The organism is Ursidibacter maritimus, from assembly GCF_009761395.1.
In the GTDB taxonomy this organism is placed as follows: Bacteria; Pseudomonadota; Gammaproteobacteria; order Enterobacterales; family Pasteurellaceae; genus Ursidibacter; species Ursidibacter maritimus.
In genome coordinates this window covers 32,973-47,190 of record NZ_LEKN01000038.1, presented here as the reverse complement: position 1 = coordinate 47,190, position 14,218 = coordinate 32,973, and the positions used below count along the sequence as shown (strand labels likewise).

17 protein-coding genes are annotated in these 14,218 nt (G+C 39.7%); 10 read left to right on the top strand and 7 right to left on the bottom strand.

Going from position 1 to position 14,218, the window contains the following annotated elements; translation table 11 throughout:
* From A1D26_RS09610 to lpxM, 6 genes are all read left to right on the top strand, one after another.
* On the top strand, nucleotides 1-195 hold a 195-nt coding region (locus A1D26_RS09610; RefSeq protein WP_198303155.1), incomplete at its 5' end, for an electron transporter RnfC.
* 19 nt (nucleotides 196-214) lie between these two features.
* Nucleotides 215-859: a trimeric intracellular cation channel family protein gene (locus tag A1D26_RS09100; protein ID WP_157403700.1), complete on the top strand. Its 645-nt coding sequence runs from the start codon at nucleotides 215-217 to the stop codon at nucleotides 857-859.
* A gap of 29 nt (nucleotides 860-888) precedes the next feature.
* Entirely contained in the window at nucleotides 889-1,962 is a 1,074-nt protein-coding gene (gene rsxD / locus A1D26_RS09095; RefSeq protein ID WP_157403699.1) for an electron transport complex subunit RsxD, read from the top strand.
* The gene (rsxG, locus tag A1D26_RS09090; protein WP_157403698.1) at nucleotides 1,962-2,597 is read left to right on the top strand and encodes an electron transport complex subunit RsxG; all 636 of its coding nucleotides are present in this window, start codon (nucleotides 1,962-1,964) and stop codon (nucleotides 2,595-2,597) included. Before rsxD ends, rsxG begins: the two co-directional genes overlap by 1 nt.
* Nucleotides 2,598-2,607: 10 nt before the next feature.
* Entirely contained in the window at nucleotides 2,608-3,303 is a 696-nt protein-coding gene (locus tag A1D26_RS09085) for an electron transport complex subunit E (protein ID WP_157403697.1), read from the top strand.
* A gap of 18 nt (nucleotides 3,304-3,321) precedes the next feature.
* Nucleotides 3,322-4,269, top strand: coding sequence for a lauroyl-Kdo(2)-lipid IV(A) myristoyltransferase (gene lpxM / locus A1D26_RS09080; RefSeq protein WP_157403696.1), 948 nt, complete (start codon nucleotides 3,322-3,324; stop codon nucleotides 4,267-4,269).
* Nucleotides 4,270-4,286: 17 nt separating this feature from the next.
* On the opposite strand, the gene A1D26_RS09075 is transcribed toward lpxM, so the two are convergent.
* Both A1D26_RS09075 and A1D26_RS09070 read right to left on the bottom strand, forming a co-directional pair.
* A complete protein-coding gene (locus A1D26_RS09075; RefSeq protein WP_157403695.1) occupies nucleotides 4,287-4,622 on the bottom strand; it encodes an RnfH family protein in 336 nt (111 codons plus the stop codon).
* The gene (locus A1D26_RS09070; protein ID WP_157403694.1) at nucleotides 4,582-5,016 is read right to left on the bottom strand and encodes a type II toxin-antitoxin system RatA family toxin; all 435 of its coding nucleotides are present in this window, start codon (nucleotides 5,014-5,016) and stop codon (nucleotides 4,582-4,584) included. The genes A1D26_RS09075 and A1D26_RS09070 overlap by 41 nt, the downstream gene beginning before the upstream one ends.
* Nucleotides 5,017-5,153: 137 nt before the next feature.
* On the opposite strand from A1D26_RS09070, the gene selD reads away from it, so the two are divergent.
* The gene (selD, locus tag A1D26_RS09065) at nucleotides 5,154-6,197 is read left to right on the top strand and encodes a selenide, water dikinase SelD (RefSeq protein ID WP_157403693.1); all 1,044 of its coding nucleotides are present in this window, start codon (nucleotides 5,154-5,156) and stop codon (nucleotides 6,195-6,197) included.
* Entirely contained in the window at nucleotides 6,197-7,417 is a 1,221-nt protein-coding gene (ubiH, locus tag A1D26_RS09060; protein WP_157403692.1) for a 2-octaprenyl-6-methoxyphenyl hydroxylase, read from the top strand. Before selD ends, ubiH begins: the two co-directional genes overlap by 1 nt.
* A 99-nt stretch (nucleotides 7,418-7,516) precedes the next feature.
* On the opposite strand, the gene groL is transcribed toward ubiH, so the two are convergent.
* Nucleotides 7,517-9,160 carry a chaperonin GroEL gene (gene groL / locus A1D26_RS09055; RefSeq protein ID WP_157403691.1) on the bottom strand — a complete coding sequence of 548 codons (1,644 nt, stop codon included), beginning with the start codon at nucleotides 9,158-9,160 and terminating at the stop codon, nucleotides 7,517-7,519.
* A gap of 23 nt (nucleotides 9,161-9,183) precedes the next feature.
* A complete protein-coding gene (locus A1D26_RS09050; protein ID WP_157403690.1) occupies nucleotides 9,184-9,471 on the bottom strand; it encodes a co-chaperone GroES in 288 nt (95 codons plus the stop codon).
* Between the two features lie 200 nt (nucleotides 9,472-9,671).
* Between A1D26_RS09050 and A1D26_RS09045 the strand changes: the two genes are divergently transcribed.
* Entirely contained in the window at nucleotides 9,672-10,211 is a 540-nt protein-coding gene (locus A1D26_RS09045) for a GNAT family N-acetyltransferase (RefSeq protein ID WP_157403689.1), read from the top strand.
* Between the two features lie 67 nt (nucleotides 10,212-10,278).
* Here A1D26_RS09045 and A1D26_RS09040 read toward each other — a convergent pair whose 3' ends face one another.
* Nucleotides 10,279-11,163 (bottom strand): NAD(+) kinase, encoded by an 885-nt coding sequence (locus tag A1D26_RS09040; RefSeq protein WP_157403688.1) that lies wholly within the window; start codon nucleotides 11,161-11,163, stop codon nucleotides 10,279-10,281.
* Between the two features lie 98 nt (nucleotides 11,164-11,261).
* Nucleotides 11,262-11,420, bottom strand: coding sequence for a hypothetical protein (locus A1D26_RS09035; RefSeq protein WP_157403687.1), 159 nt, complete (start codon nucleotides 11,418-11,420; stop codon nucleotides 11,262-11,264).
* A gap of 124 nt (nucleotides 11,421-11,544) precedes the next feature.
* Here A1D26_RS09035 and A1D26_RS09030 point away from each other — a divergent pair, with 124 nt between their 5' ends.
* A complete protein-coding gene (locus A1D26_RS09030; RefSeq protein WP_157403686.1) occupies nucleotides 11,545-13,488 on the top strand; it encodes an ABC transporter ATP-binding protein in 1,944 nt (647 codons plus the stop codon).
* A gap of 76 nt (nucleotides 13,489-13,564) precedes the next feature.
* Here the strand turns inward: A1D26_RS09030 and A1D26_RS09605 are convergent, their stop codons facing one another.
* Nucleotides 13,565-14,206 carry a hypothetical protein gene (locus tag A1D26_RS09605; protein ID WP_198303154.1) on the bottom strand — a complete coding sequence of 214 codons (642 nt, stop codon included), beginning with the start codon at nucleotides 14,204-14,206 and terminating at the stop codon, nucleotides 13,565-13,567.
* Nucleotides 14,207-14,218 lie beyond the last annotated feature (12 nt).

Here is a 14,218-nt window from a genome sequence, read left to right as displayed (position 1 = left end):
GCTATCGCAAGAGCTAAAGCGAAAAAAGAAGCTCAACAAGCGGTCAGTTCCGAGCCACAAAATGCAAAAGTGGAAGCAACCGCAACAGTTGCAACTGAAACACCAGTGGAAACCGATCCACGCAAAGCCGCTGTGGCGGCTGCTATCGCAAGGGCTAAAGCGAAAAAAGAAGCTGAACAAAATAGCCATAAATAACACGATATAAGGAAACGTAATGAGCCACCCAATTCACGATTTAATTCCAGATTTCCCTTGGTCATTTCTCTTTATCCAAGATTTGATTGGTACTATCGTTTTTGCGATCTCAGGGGCGATTGCGGCCAGACAACATAAAATGGATCTTTTTGGAATGTTCGTACTTGCCTTTGTAACAGGCGTCGGCGGTGGTACATTGCGTGATGTGATGATCGGTAGCACTCCAGTATTCTGGATGAAACAACCGATCTACGTATTAATGATTACACTTGCGGTAATCATCACTGCTATTTTTCGTAACAGCTTAAATAAAGCAGGTTGGCAAAAGGGATTACTGATTTTTGATGCCATCGGTTTAGGCGTATTTACAGTTATTGGCGTGCAAAAAGGGCTGGATTTTGGCTTACACCCACTTATTTGTATCGCACTTGGTGGCGTAACAGGTTGCTTTGGTGGACTTATCCGCGATATTTTGCGTAATGAAGTACCTATTATTTTACAAAAAGAAGTCTATGTTACTGCTAGCTTAATCGGTGGTATTATCTTCATTTTGTTCCGCGAAGCTGGTTTTGAAAGTAATTGGATTGATGTAGCAACCGTCACAACCGTTATTGCAATTCGTATGCTCACCATTCGATTAAATATACATTTGCCGAAAATTTAATGGGCTATATATAACAAGGAAAGATACCAATGTTCAAAATGATCAGCTCACCCCATACTCACTCGAACAATCTCACCGTTAATTTTATGTTATGGGTGATTGCTGCGATGCTACCTGCACTTTTTGTGCAGTGGTATTTCTTTGGGTACGGTGTGCTTATTCAAATCGCACTAGCGGTAAGTTTAGCCATTATTATTGAAATTGCCGTTGCAAAACTTCGCCAGAAACCGACCGCTTTCTATGTGGAAGATATGTCGGGTATTTTAACTGCTTTTATTTTAGCAATGGCAATTCCGCCTTATTCACCTTATTGGATTATCATCGTTGGAATGATTGTCGCATTGTTACTTGCAAAACACGTTTATGGTGGATTGGGACAGAATTTATTTAACCCTGCGATGATCGGCTATGCGTTGCTGTTGGTATCTTTCCCAGTACAAATGACCGCTTGGCTACCGCCTGCGGCATTATTGAGTGAACCACCGACTTTAGCGGATAGTTTTGCTCTGATTTTTCAAGGCATTACTACCGATGGCTTTACTATTCACCAGCTTATTCAAAGTGTGGATGGAATTTCTTCCGCAACGGTATTAGATGGCTCAAAAAATGCGATGACAAGTATTAAAGATAGCACTTATCGTGCTATGTTATTTGATGATCTGCTTGAAAAAGTGTTCTTTGGCGGTTGGGGACAGATGAATTTAGCCTTTTTATTCGGTGGGTTAGTGCTGATTTATAAACGCATTATCCATTGGCAAATTCCAATGGCAATGTTATCGACCTTTGCGATTTTTAGTTTACTTCACGATCTCTTTTTATCGGAAAACAGTGATGCGATCTGGGCTATGCCACTCCATTTATTCAGTGGTGCAATGATGTTTGGTGCATTTTTTATTGCGACCGATCCTGTATCTGCTTCAATTACACCGAAAGGCAAATTGATCTTTGGTGCATTGGTTGGGTTATTAGTTTATTTGATCCGCTATTTAGGTAACTACCCTGACGGTGTTGCCTTTGCTGTGCTATTAGCCAATATTTGTGTGCCGTTGATCGATCACTATACTCAACCTCGTTTATATGGTACACAACTAGGACGAAAATAATGCAAACTTCTAAAATCACTACAACTTATGCCCTCATTTTAGGGATAATCGCCTTAGTTTGTGCTGCCATCTCAACAGGGATCTATCTTTTAACCAAAGGGCGAATAGATCAAGTTGTCGCACAACAGCAACGAGATTTATTGCTTGAAGTTGTACCACAAGACTATTTTGACAATGATCTTCTAAGTAGTTGTAAAACGATTAAGCTACCCGATGCCCCTTATCTCAATAAACTATACAGTGCAAAAAAAGGGCAAGATCTTACCGCTTACGCATTACAAGCTACCGCACCTGATGGCTATTCGGGGAATATCGTGCTACTTATGGGTATTCAGCCTGATGGTAAAGTGCTAGGCGTACGGACATTAGCACATAAAGAAACCCCAGGGCTTGGCGATAAAATTGAAACTCGTATTTCTAACTGGATTTATAGCTTTAATGATAAAACATTTACGTTAGACGATGAAAATCATTGGGCGGTAAAAAAAGACGGCGGTGATTTTGATCAGTTCACAGGGGCGACAATCACACCAAGAGCGGTAGTAAATAAAGTTCGACAAACAGCAAAATGGGTCATTACCGAACTGAAACATCATCCACAGTTAATTGAAACCTTTAGCGATTGTAAAGAATAAAAGGCAAAATATGGCAGATAATCAAATTCCAATCCAACAAATTGATGATGATATTCCCCAAACTCCGCAAACATCTGTGTGGGGAAATATTTTCACACAAGGCGTTTGGTCAAATAATGGTGCTTTAGTCCAACTACTTGGGCTTTGTCCGCTACTTGCGGTGTCCAATAACGTAACCAATGCGTTAGGGCTAGGCTTAGCAACGCTACTGGTACTGATTATTACCAATAGCTGTGTGTCGCTCTTTCGCAAGGTAACGCCGCACGACATTCGTATTCCTATTTATGTGATGATTATTGCCACTGCCGTTACCGCTATTCAGCTACTAATGAATGCGTTTGCATATCCTGTTTATCAATCATTAGGTATTTTTATTCCATTGATTGTAACGAACTGTATTGTGATTGGGCGTGCAGAGGCTTTTGCTTCTAAAAATAATCTTATCCACTCTGCCTTTGATGGCTTTTCAATGGGCATTGGTATGACCTTAAGCTTAGTTTTATTAGGTGCATTGCGTGAGATTATCGGCAATGGTACGCTATTTGACGGATTAGATTTATTACTCGGCGAATGGGCAAAAAGTTTAAAAATTGACCTACTTCAGCTTGAAAGTGGCTTATTACTGGCTATTTTACCCCCTGGTGCTTTTATTGGTTTAGGGATTATTCTTGCCTTAAAAAATAAGATCGACCAAAAACGCAAATAACGATTAAGAGAGATAACAATGGGACGTTTTACACAACAAGTTGGCTATCAACATCAATTTTCTTGGCATTTTTTACACCCTAAATACTGGGGCGTATGGCTTGGCGTTTTGGGGCTAATTATTTTGGCATATGTTCCGTTTCGTTTACGCGATAAACTTGGTGTTTGGGTAGGCAAGATTGTAGCTCGCCACTTAAAAGGTAAAAAACAATATCATCGTGCAGATGTCAATCTACGTTATTGTTTTCCCGATTGGAGTGAGCAACAGCGAGCAGAAATTATCGAAAAAATGTTTATTACTGTCACCCAAACAATGTTGGGGATAGGTGAAATTGGCATTCGCTCGGTGAAACATATCCAAAAACGCAGTGCCTTTTCTAACTTGGAGATTGTTCGAGAGGCAAGAGCAAAGGGAAAAAACGTGATTTTGCTTGTTCCACATACTTGGGCGATTGATGCGTCAGGAATTGTGATGCACACTTACGGAATGCCAATGGTATCCATGTATAACCCACATCGTAATCAATTAGTCGATTGGTTATGGAACGCAACTCGTGAGCGTTTCGGTGGGAAAATGCACACTCGACAAAACGGAATTAAACCTTTCTTAAATGATGTGCGTAAAGGTAATTTAGGCTACTTTCTTCCCGATGAAGATTATGGAGAGAACCTAAGTGTTTATGCACCATTCTTTGCCACAGAAAAGGCTACCCTACCCGGTTTAGCCAAAATGGCAAGAGTAACGAATGCCGTTGTTATACCAATGTTTCCGATTTACAACGCTGAAAAAGGCGTTTATCAAATTGAGATTTTGCCACAAATTGAATTTGATGAAAGCCCAGAACAATCTGCAAGAGAAATGAACCGAATTATTGAGTATTTTGTTGAAAAAAATCCAGAACAATATGTCTGGATTTTACGCTTACTCAAAACTCGTAGAGATGGGGAAGATATTTATAAAAAATAGCGACAAAATTAGCAATGTTACTTCTTCTGCTGCTCTGCTCGTTTACGGCGAATCTCTTTCGGATCGGCAATAAGTGGGCGGTAGATTTCGATCCTGTCACCATTTTCAACTAGATCGGTGAGTTTCGCAGGTCGGCTGAAAATGCCGATCTTATTTTCTCTTAAATCTATTTCCGTATATTTTTGTAATACACCCGATTGTAAAATCACATTCTGAATTGAGATCGGGTTATCTAATTCGATCTTCTTCAAAAAATACTTTTCGGGATAAGCATAAACCACTTCTACCACAATTTTTTCTGTTTTCTCTGCATCAGACACCGTAAATCTCCTTGGCTCGTTGTTTAAACGCATTGACCATTTTTAAAGTAAGTTCATTAAAAATCTTGCCAAATGCCATTGCAATTAAAGCATTTGAAAATTCAAACTCAAGCTGTAAGGTAATTTTACAACTCTGTTCATCAAAAGGCTGAAACGCCCAATAGCCTTTCAAATAACGAAAAGGACCGTTTAATAGTTCCATTGTGATTTTCTGATTAGGAATCATCGTATTGTGCGTGCTAAAACGCTGGCTAATTCCCAGTTTCTGAATAACAAGCTCAGCATTGAGCTCATTTTCGCCTAAACTTAGCGTACTTGCTCCCACACAGCCAGATAAAAATTGTGGGTATTTTTCATAGTCGTTTACAAGTTGATACATCTGCTCCGCACTATAAGCAACAAGGGCAGATTGATTGATAATTGGCATAGCGATTGACTGTAAAATTGCTCAATGTAGCTAGTTTAACATAGTTACAAGCGGTCGGTTACTGTCAATTTTTTGCAAATCGGAGTAGAATTGAGCTAACCATCTTTATTTAGGCTAAATAAGAACAGAGGTAGATTATGCAAAACGAACCGATTCGCTTAACCCAATATAGCCACGGTGCTGGCTGTGGCTGTAAGATTTCCCCTAAAGTTTTAGAGCAAATTTTGCATACGGAACAAGCCAAATTTATCGATCCGAATTTATTAGTCGGCAATGAAACGAAAGATGATGCTGCCGTCTATGATATTGGCAACGGTGTCGGTATCGTAAGCACAACCGATTTCTTTATGCCGATTGTTGATGACCCATTTGATTTTGGGCGAATTGCCGCCACGAATGCGATTAGTGATATTTTTGCGATGGGGGGCAAACCAATTATGGCAATTGCTATTTTAGGTTTTCCAATCAATAAACTACCTGCCGAAGTCGCACAAAAAATTGTAGAAGGCGGACGTTTCGCTTGTCAGCAAGCTGGTATCGCTCTCGCTGGCGGTCATTCTATTGACTCGCCAGAACCTATCTTCGGTTTAGCCGTAACAGGTATTATCTCAACGGAGCAAGTGAAGAAAAACGCGTCTGCTCAAGCTGGCTGTGAATTATTCTTAACCAAGCCATTAGGTATCGGCGTATTAACCACGGCGGAAAAACAAGGAAAACTCAAAGCGGAGCATAAAAATCTCGCGCGTGATGTAATGTGTCAGATGAATTTAATCGGAGCTGAATTTGCCAAAATCCCTGAAATTACCGCAATGACTGATGTGACTGGCTTTGGTTTATTAGGACACCTAACCGAGATTTGCCAAGGCTCTCAATTAAGAGCCGAAGTATATAGCGAACAAATTCATACCCTTGATGGCGTAAAAGAATATATTGCTCAAGGTGCAGTACCTGGTGGAACACAACGTAATTTTGATAGTTATGGGCAATGGATTTCACCACTCACTGATGAACAAAAAGCCATTTTATGTGATCCACAAACATCTGGCGGTTTACTGATTGCTGTTAAGCCTGAAGCGGTCGCTTCCGTTCAACAAATTGCAAAAGCAGCTCAAGTTTCACTATACCCTGTTGGGAAACTTTTTGATGCGGATAATAACAAAGCATTGATTGAGGTAAAATAATGGCTGAATGGTCAGAAACACGAGAAAAATTAGATGCCGATGTCGTGATTGTCGGCGGTGCTATTACAGGGTCAATCCTTGCTCTTGCATTGAGTTCCGCTACTGCTCATCAGCTTAATATTGTGATTATCGAAAAAAGCCCCCTGAATTATGCTGAACAAGGGGGATTTGATGCTCGCTCCATTGCGTTGGCTTATGGTAGCTTGCAAAAATTAGCGAAAATCGAACCGCTTGTGGGCAGAAATCTTGCCGAACGTATCCGAAAAATCGCTACATCAATTCAACAAATTCACGTTTCTGACCAAAATCATTTTGGCAAAACCACTTTAAAAGCTGATGAATTAGCTTTACCGCAACTAGGCGTGGTGGTTGAGCTGGCAACATTAGGCGAACAGCTTAATCAACTGATTGCTCAGCAGCCGAACATTCAGATTTTTTGCCCTGATACCATTGTAAAAATTGAGCGTGATCTTACCGCTTGTCAAATTACCTTACAGAGCAATAAACAAATTACAACATCTTTACTCGTTGCCGCAGACGGTATTCAATCTCAAATTGCTCAACAGTGTGGCGTAAGCACTGACTGTATTCGAGATTATCAGCAGTCGGCAATCATTGCTAATGTCAAAACAACCGCTCCACATGATAACCAAGCCTTTGAGCGTTTCACGAAACAAGGCCCATTCGCCCTACTTCCTTTGGCTGATAATACAATGTCGCTCGTTTGGTGCTTGCAAGATCCTACTCAAGCGATGGCAATGTCTGACACAGACTTTTTACAGGATATTCAACAACAATTTGGCTGGAAATTAGGGAAATTTACTCAAGTTAGCAAACGCTTTGTCTATCCGCTTTCATCTCAAAAGGCAAGTTCCCATATCCATCATCGGCTCGCAATTGTGGGGAACGCTTCACAACTATTACACCCTGTTGCAGGACAAGGGTTTAACTTAGGAATGCGAGATCTCTTTACGTTGGCAAATCTCGTTGGTCAAGCTTTTGAAGGGAAACAAGATCTTGGTGGCTCTACATTATTGAACGAATATGCACAACAACGTTCAGCCGATCAACAGCGTATTATGCAAACTACAAGCGGTTTGATTACGCTATTTTCTTGCGATTTTCTACCCATTCAAGTTGCCCGTAATCTAGGTTTAATTACCTTAAACCACGCCAAACCATTACGCAACTTTGTCGCCCACCAAGCAGTAGGGTGGTAAAAATAATCCTAAGATTTTCTAAATAATAAGAGATGTAATAGACAAAAGGCTTGGTTATCTACCAAGCCTTTTATACGTTTATATTCGGGAGTGAGCGAATTACATCATTCCGCCCATTCCACCCATACCGCCCATTCCAGCGCCTAAGTCAGCTTTTTCATCTTTAGGTAAATCGGTGATCATACATTCTGTGGTGATCATTAAACCTGCGATAGATGCTGCAAATTGTAATGCTGAACGAGTTACTTTAGTTGGGTCTAAAATACCCATTTCTAACATATCGCCATATTGTTCTGTTGCTGCATTATAGCCGTAGTTACCGCTACCATCTTTTACATTACGAGCAACAACTGATGCTTCTTCACCTGCGTTAGTGACGATTTGACGAAGTGGAGCTTCCATTGCACGCAACGCCAGTTTAATACCTACGTTTTGTTCTTCATTATCGCCTTTTAAGGTTGTTGCTACTTTGCTTGCAGCACGAACTAATGCTACACCACCACCAGCAACGATACCTTCTTCAACCGCTGCACGAGTTGCGTGAAGTGCATCATCAACACGATCTTTCTTCTCTTTCATCTCAACTTCAGTTGCCGCACCCACTTTGATTACTGCAACACCGCCAGCTAATTTCGCTACACGTTCTTGTAGTTTTTCTTTGTCGTAATCTGATGTTGAATCTTCGATTTGCTGACGAATTTGAGCAACACGACCTTTAATTTGTGCTTCATCACCGATACCGTCAATAATAGTGGTATTGTCTTTTGAAATCACAACACGTTTCGCTTGACCAAGCTCTTCAAGCGTTGCTTTCTCTAATTCCATACCGATTTCTTCTGAAATCACTGTACCTGCCGTTAAGATCGCAATATCTTGTAACATTGCTTTACGGCGATCGCCAAATCCCGGCGCTTTCACTGCTGCAACTTTCACGATACCACGCATTGTATTCACCACTAAAGTTGCTAATGCTTCGCCTTCAATATCTTCTGCAATAATTAACAATGGTTTCGCTGCTTTTGCTACCGCTTCTAATACAGGAAGAATTTCACGAATGTTGCTGATTTTTTTATCCACTAACAAGATATACGGATTTTCTAACTCAACGGTACCTGCTTCAGGTTTATTGATGAAGTATGGCGATAAGTAACCACGATCAAACTGCATACCTTCTACAACATCTAAAGCATCTTCTAAACCTGTACCGTCTTCAACAGTAATTACGCCTTCTTTGCCCACTTTTTCCATTGCTTGAGCAATGAGTTTGCCCACAGTGCTGTCTGAGTTTGCAGAAATTGTCCCTACTTGCTCAATCTCTTTTGATGTTTCGCAAGGTTTAGAAAGTGTTTTTAATTCTTCAACCACAGCGGTAACGGCTTTATCAATACCGCGTTTTAAATCCATTGGGTTCATACCTGCCGCAACTGCTTTCAAGCCTTCGTTTACGATAGCTTGTGCTAATACTGTTGCAGTCGTTGTACCATCGCCCGCTACATCGTTCGCTTTTGATGCCACTTCTTTTACCATTTGTGCACCCATATTTTCGAATTTATCTTCTAATTCGATCTCACGAGCAACTGAAACACCATCTTTAGTGATCGTTGGTGCACCAAATGCTTTATCTAATACTACGTTACGACCTTTCGGGCCTAACGTTACTTTTACTGCGTCTGCTAATACATTCACACCGTTTAACATTTTAACGCGTGCATCATTACCAAATTTTACGTCTTTTGCTGCCATTTTTTAATTTCCTATAATTTCAATTATTCTACGATTGCTAAAATATTATCTTCAGAAAGAATTAAGACTTCTTCGCCGTCAATTTTCTCTGCTTTTATACCATACTCATTAAAGATAACTACATCGCCCACTTTCACATTTAACGGGAGTACTGTGCCATTATCTAAAGTACGACCGTTACCGACCGCTAATACTTTACCACGAGTGGATTTTGTTGCAGCAGAACCTGTTAATACAATACCGCCTGCTGATTTAGTTTCCTCTTCTTCACGTTTTAAAATAACTTTATCGTGTAATGGACGAATTTTCATTGAAATAGCTCCTTATAGCCTAGATTAAAATATTTTCCCTGATTTTAGGGTAACGGCGAGCTATTTGGTGGCAAGAATTTACTTTTCAAGGGTAGATCACAAAAAACTGCAAAATTTTTATAAAAACAGACCGCTTATTTCTTGATATGTAAAATTTTTGAGCGTAAATTCCAATCTTGTTGATTTAAAGGGAGAATAAAATGATGTACAAGCTACCGCAACAGATTGTAATAAATAATGAAATTGTACTTGAGAAAATCAATGATAGGCATAGTGAAGCTATTTTTACACAGATTGATCGCCATCGTGATTATTTATCTCAATTTGTCCATTGGACAAGATTTACGCATAAGTTGGAAGACTCACAGAATTTTGTGAAATTGTGTGAAACGGAAGCAGAAAGTGGCGAATCTTTTGTTTGGGCGATTTGCTGGCAAGGAAAAGCGGTAGGAACAATTAGTTTTAATAAGCCGATTGATTGGAAAAACAGAACAGCCCACATCGGTTACTGGCTTTCGCCTGAAATGCAAGGGCAAGGCATTGTTACACAAGCGGTTAATGCAATTATCAATGCGACTCAAGATCAATTTACCCATTATATTTTACGCTGTGCCCTTCATAATTCTCGTAGTAATGCAGTGGCCCAACGTTGCGGTTTTGTCTTTGTAGAAGTGCAAGAAAATGCTGAAAAAATTGGCGATAATCTTTATTCACAGAATGTATATCAAAAAGCGATTTAAAGCTAACAAGCGGTAAGATTTACATTCTATTTTGCAAATAATTTGCGTGATCCTACCGCTTAACTTATCAAAACAACTTACTCAACCAGCCTAATTTTGAGCCTAACACATTGAAATAGTTATAATCTTTTAGGTGAAGTAATTTTAATTTATCTGCACTTTTTTGCACAATAACGCGTTCATCAGCACTAAAAGGTAGTAAACGCTGACTATCACAACTTACCACTAAGTTAGGTTGATTATATTGAGCGAAACGCAGTGAAATAAGGCTATCGCCATCAACTACCAATGGACGAGAAGACAAACTATGCGGGTTCATTGGCACCAGTGCTATCGCATTCAAATTAGGACTAAGAATAGGCCCACCAGCCGAAAGTGAATAAGCCGTTGAACCTGTTGGAGTTGAAATAATTAAACCGTCAGAACGTTGTGAAAAAGCAAATTTCCCATCAATACTCACTTCAAAATCAATGGTTCTAGCAATTTGGCTAGAATGCACCACGACCTCATTTAAGGCGTTATTCGATTCAATAATTTTGCCATTTTGCTCGATTTTCGCATCTAATAAAAATCGTTCTTCAATGATAAATTCACCACGCTCTAAACAGCTATGCAACTGCTCAAAGGCAGATTGTGGGGCGATGTCGGTCAAAAAGCCAAGATTTCCACGATTGATCCCGATCAGTGGCACTTGATATTTTGCCAGCTGGCGAGCCATTCCGAGCATATTACCATCGCCACCAATTACAATCACCAGATCCGCCCCTTCACCAATTTCTTGAAGGCTCATTGGGTTAGGTAAACTCAGTTGTTGAGCAATATTTTTCTCAACTAAGACATTATATTGACGTTCTTTTAGCCAGTTATAAACAGCTAAGTGTGTTTCCAACGCAATATCGTGGCGAGGTTTACCCACAATAGCGATAGTTTGAAAGGGACGATTTCGGTTCATAGTTCGTTTATTCCTACAAGAATTTGTGTGGACATTGTATTCAGCTCAACCCTTTTTGTAAAATCTGTTTAAAAACTATCTTTCACGATTAAACGATTTTATCCCCACACAACCAATAATGCGGCTGCAACAATTAGGAAAATACCGACTAAATCTTGCGAGTTTAAACGCTCTTTAAAGATAAAATAAGAGATCATAAACATTACTGGAATTTCGATTTGTCCAACTGTCACAAATGCCACATCATTTAAGCTCATTGCATTAAACCAGCACAAAGTAAGAAATCGCTACGCAGTTGTAAAACTTTCCCTAAAAACCACCGCTTACAAGCGGTCATAAAACTGCTAAAATTTGCAAAATTTTTTATAAGATATCGAGATTATGGCTTTAATTAACCTTTCTAATGCCTACCTAGGCTTTGGCGATCACCCACTGTTAGATCACACTGAATTACATATTGAAGCAGGCGAGCGTGTCTGTTTAGTTGGACGTAATGGGGCAGGTAAATCCACCCTAATGAAAATTCTTGCTGGCGAAATTCAACTTGATGATGGCAAACTGATTTTTGAGAAAGATATTGTTGTCTCTCGCTTAGAGCAAGACCCACCACGCTTTGCAGAAGGGACAATTTTTGATTATGTTGCGGAAGGTATTAGCCATCTTGCTGATCTGTTAAAGCAATATCATCATATTTCTGTTGAAATGCAAACAGACTATAACGACACTTTACTGGCAAAGCTTTCCGCTATACAAACTCAACTTGAGCACGCTAATGGTTGGCAGTTTGAAAACCGTATTCAAGATACACTCCGTTTGCTAGAACTAAACCCAGACACACCACTTTCCGCCTTGTCGGGTGGTTGGCTGCGTAAAGCGGCACTGGCACGAGCGTTAGTGTCAAACCCCGATGTGTTGCTACTAGATGAGCCAACCAACCATTTAGATGTTGATGCAATCCACTGGCTAGAAAATCTCTTGTTGGATTTTAAAGGCAGCATTATTTTTATTTCGCACGATCGTGCTTTCATTCGCAAAATGGCAACTCGTATTGTGGATTTAGATCGCGGTAAATTAGTTTCTTACCCTGGAAATTACGATCTTTATCTCACAACTAAAGCAGAAGACTTGCGTGTCGAAGCATTACAAAATGAGCTGTTTGATAAGAAACTCGCCCAAGAAGAAGTTTGGATAAGACAAGGTATTAAAGCTCGCCGTACCCGTAATGAAGGACGTGTAAGAGCCTTAAAAGCCCTTCGAGAAGAAAGACGAAATCGCCGAGAAGTGTTGGGAACAGCAAAAATTCAGCTCGATCAGACCGCTCGTTCTGGCAAAATTGTCTTTGAAGTGGAAAATGCCAGCTATGAAGTTGCAGGTAAAACGTTATTGAGCAATTTTAGCACGACTATTCTGCGTGGCGATAAAATTGCCCTTGTTGGTGCAAATGGCTGTGGAAAAACCACCTTTATCAAGCTCTTATTAGGCGAATTACAACCGTCATCAGGCTCTATTCGCTGTGGTACGAAATTAGAAGTAGCTTATTTCGATCAATATCGTGCTGAACTTGATCCTGAAAAAACAGTGATGGATAACGTAGCTGATGGTAAGCAAGATATTGAAGTAAATGGTGTAAAACGCCACGTTTTAGGCTATCTACAAGACTTTTTATTCCCACCAAAACGAGCAATGACACCTGTTAAAGCATTATCTGGTGGTGAACGTAACCGCTTATTGTTGGCGAAGTTACTACTTAAACCAAATAATTTATTGATATTAGACGAGCCGACTAACGATCTTGATGTGGAAACCTTAGAGTTATTGGAAGAACTATTAGCCGACTATCAAGGCACACTCTTGATCGTAAGCCACGACCGTCAATTTATTGATAATACCGTTGAAGAGTGTTACATCTTTGAAGGTAATGGCATTTTAAATAAATACATCGGTGGCTATCACGATGCAAAACAGCAACAAGAAAATTATCACACTAGCCTTGAAAACAAGCGGTCAGATACAAGTAAAAATTTGCAAAAAACAACTGAAAAGCTACCGCTTGTAGAACAGGAAAAAGCGAAAACCGAACCTGCAAAAAAAGTGAAGCTCTCTTATAAAGATCAACGTGAATTGGAAGCGTTACCTGAAAAAATGGAGCAGCTTGAAGCTGAAATTGAAACATTACAGTTAGAAGTAAATAGTGCTGATTTCTTTAGCAAAGATCCAAGTTACACCCAAGCACAGCTACAAAAACTCGCCGATACCGAGCAAGCCTTAGAACAAGCATTTGAACGCTGGGAAGAGTTAGAAAACATTAAAAATGGGAATGTATAAGGTCTAAAATTTAAAGCGGTTAGCTCCTAGAACTAACCGCTCACAACTTTTTAAATAATGTATGTATAAGAGCTATTTATTTTTTATCTGCATCTTTCCACTCAGCAGCTTTATCTTGGATAGCTTTACCTAGTGAATCTAAAGTACCAGCTACAGATGCTTTCGCTTGATCAACTTTTTCACCAACTGAATCAGCAAATGATGCGACGCTCTCTTTTACTTGTTCAAACTTACTGTTACAGTCATTTTTAGCCTCTTCCGTTAATTCAGCTACTTTAGCTTTAGCTTCGTTATATTTATCTGTTGCATCGCCTTCCACTTCTTCGACTGCATTCTTGACTTCATCAAATTTAGTTTCCGCAGAATCTTTCAAATCTTTAGCTTTGTCTTTAGCTTCTTCTACTTTATCAGCAGCATCATCTTTCAGATCTTCAGCTTTATCTTTAGCATCTTCTACTTTATCAGCAGCGGCATCTTTTAACTCTTCAGCTTTATCTTTAGCATCTTCTACTTTATCAGCAGCATCATCTTTCAGATCTTCAGCTTTGTCTTTTACATCATCAAATTTATCAACGACGGCATCTTTGGCTTCGGAAACTTTATCTTTTGCATCTTCTGCTAGTTCTTTACCTTTTTCAATAGACTCGTCTAATGCTTTTTTGGCTTTATCTAATTGTTTACTTGCACTATCTAAAACATCGGATAGAAATTCTTTCATAAGATCTCCTTA

Coding starts and splice junctions, on each gene's coding strand:
- A1D26_RS09030 (WP_157403686.1), top strand. CDS start 11,545: ATGGCTTTAATTAACCTTTCTAATGCCTACCTAGGCTTTGGCGATCAC.
- rsxG (WP_157403698.1), top strand. CDS start 1,962: ATGCAAACTTCTAAAATCACTACAACTTATGCCCTCATTTTAGGGATA.
- rsxD (WP_157403699.1), top strand. CDS start 889: ATGTTCAAAATGATCAGCTCACCCCATACTCACTCGAACAATCTCACC.
- A1D26_RS09085 (WP_157403697.1), top strand. CDS start 2,608: ATGGCAGATAATCAAATTCCAATCCAACAAATTGATGATGATATTCCC.
- A1D26_RS09045 (WP_157403689.1), top strand. CDS start 9,672: ATGATGTACAAGCTACCGCAACAGATTGTAATAAATAATGAAATTGTA.
- A1D26_RS09075 (WP_157403695.1), bottom strand. CDS start 4,622: ATGCGTTTAAACAACGAGCCAAGGAGATTTACGGTGTCTGATGCAGAG.
- ubiH (WP_157403692.1), top strand. CDS start 6,197: ATGGCTGAATGGTCAGAAACACGAGAAAAATTAGATGCCGATGTCGTG.
- A1D26_RS09100 (WP_157403700.1), top strand. CDS start 215: ATGAGCCACCCAATTCACGATTTAATTCCAGATTTCCCTTGGTCATTT.
- A1D26_RS09070 (WP_157403694.1), bottom strand. CDS start 5,016: ATGCCAATTATCAATCAATCTGCCCTTGTTGCTTATAGTGCGGAGCAG.
- A1D26_RS09605 (WP_198303154.1), bottom strand. CDS start 14,206: ATGAAAGAATTTCTATCCGATGTTTTAGATAGTGCAAGTAAACAATTA.
- selD (WP_157403693.1), top strand. CDS start 5,154: ATGCAAAACGAACCGATTCGCTTAACCCAATATAGCCACGGTGCTGGC.
- A1D26_RS09050 (WP_157403690.1), bottom strand. CDS start 9,471: ATGAAAATTCGTCCATTACACGATAAAGTTATTTTAAAACGTGAAGAA.
- lpxM (WP_157403696.1), top strand. CDS start 3,322: ATGGGACGTTTTACACAACAAGTTGGCTATCAACATCAATTTTCTTGG.
- groL (WP_157403691.1), bottom strand. CDS start 9,160: ATGGCAGCAAAAGACGTAAAATTTGGTAATGATGCACGCGTTAAAATG.
- A1D26_RS09035 (WP_157403687.1), bottom strand. CDS start 11,420: ATGAGCTTAAATGATGTGGCATTTGTGACAGTTGGACAAATCGAAATT.
- A1D26_RS09040 (WP_157403688.1), bottom strand. CDS start 11,163: ATGAACCGAAATCGTCCCTTTCAAACTATCGCTATTGTGGGTAAACCT.